The following is a 1,808-nucleotide window of genomic DNA, read 5'->3' on the forward strand; positions in this document are numbered from 1 at the left end:
CGCTGATGAGCGTGATCTGATCCGCTCGCCCGCGCCGACGCCCCGCTCCGATCGCGGAGCCAGCACAGAAGAGATATACCGGACGCCTGAAAATAAGCGGAAACGAACGAATGCCCCGACCGATCAGTCGACGCGCGGCGCTTGCCGGACTCGGCCTCGCGGCCGCCAGCGCCGGCTGTCTCGGTCGTACGGAGAACATCGCGGGACGCGACCCCCACTCGCAGCTGACCCTCGAAATTAACACCACGCCGGCGGACGACGGCCCCAACGGGATCCGCATCGCGAGACAGCTCGAAGAGCACCTGACCGCGGTCGGCGTCGACGTCCGACTTAACACCGTCGGCCAGACGGACCTCTGGCGGAAGGTGCTCATCAACCAGAACTTCGACCTTTACGTCGGGCAGTTCGTGGAGACGGAGCCGTTCGACGCGGACGCGCTGTACGGGCTGACCCACTCGAAGTTCATCGCCGAGTCCGGCTGGCAGAACCCGTACGGTCTCACGGAGATCGCGGTCGATGACGCGCTGGAGCGACAGCGCCGCGTCTCCGGGGACGAACGGACCGACGCTGTCGGGGCGCTTCAGGAGACGCTGTGTGAACTCCAGCCCTTCTCGGTCGTCGCGTTTCCCGACGCGCTCACCGCCGTCCGGGAGAATCGGTTCGAGGGGTGGACGGAGGACCGCCAGCCGCTCTCCGTCACCGGTCTCCTCGAACTCGACGCCGTCGCCGACGGCTCGGCGGACGCCGACTCCGCGACCAACGGCTCGACGGACGCCAACGCGACGACCGAGGACGCGGCCGATCCGGACGGCGGCACCCTCCGGCTCGTGACGACCGACGACCGCATCACGGAGAACTGGAACCCGATCGCGGCGGAGTACCGGAAGTACGGCACGTTCACCGGGCTGTTGTACGACCCGCTCGTTCGCGCGGACGACGAGTCCGTCGTCCCGTGGCTGGCGGCCGACTGGGAGCGCGTCAACGACGAGACTCTCGACGTTTCGCTCCGCGACGCCCGCTGGCACGACGGCGAGCCGGTGACGGCGACCGACGTCGCGTTCACCTACCGGTTCCTCCGCGACACGTCGCTGGGGAGCGTCGGGACGCCGGTCCCGACCCCGCGGTTTCGCGGCCGAAGCTCCCTCGTCGGCGACGAGCGGGCCCTCGACGACGCGACGGTCCGCCTCACCGTACCCGACGTCAACGAGACGGTCGCCGCGCGGGCGCTTCAGGTGCCGATCCTCCCGAAACACGTCTGGTCGGAGCGGACCGACGCGGCGACGATAGCCGGCTTCGAACTCGACTTCGAGACGACGGAGGCGATCGTCTCGAACAACCCCGACCCCGTCGGTAGCGGTCCGCTGCGCTTCGTCGAGGCGGAGGCCGGGGAGTCGGTCGTCTTCGAACGGAACCCCGACCACTTCCTCGTCCGCCCGGCGTCGGACGGCGAGTCGGCGGATTCGGGCGAGACGACGGACCCGCGGGCGGGAGTGCCGCCCCGCTACCGCGGGAAGCCGGCGTTCGACCGGCTCCGCATCGAGGTGCTGCCGTCGGACATCTCGGCCGTGGAGTCGGTCTCCGACGGACTCGCGGACGCGACCGTCTCCAACCTCGGTCCGGCGTCGGTCCCCCTGATCGGCCGCTCGACCGATGCTCGCCTCGTGAGCGGTCGGTCAGCGGCGTTCTACCACGTCGGCTACAACGTGCGGCGGAGCCCGCTGTCGAACCCCCGGTTCCGGTCGGTCGTCGCGCGGCTGATCGACAAGTCCGCGCTCGTCGCCGACGCCTTCGACGGGTACGCGCGGGCG

1 protein-coding gene is annotated in these 1,808 nt (G+C 70.0%); it reads left to right on the forward strand.

Annotation, left to right across the window (positions count from 1 at the left end; translation table 11 throughout):
• Nucleotides 1-110: 110 nt before the first annotated feature.
• The coding region (locus BN903_RS07220) for an ABC transporter substrate-binding protein (protein ID WP_048077111.1) at nt 111-1,808 on the forward strand (1,698 nt) is incomplete at its 3' end.

Source organism: Halorubrum sp. AJ67, from assembly GCF_000513435.1.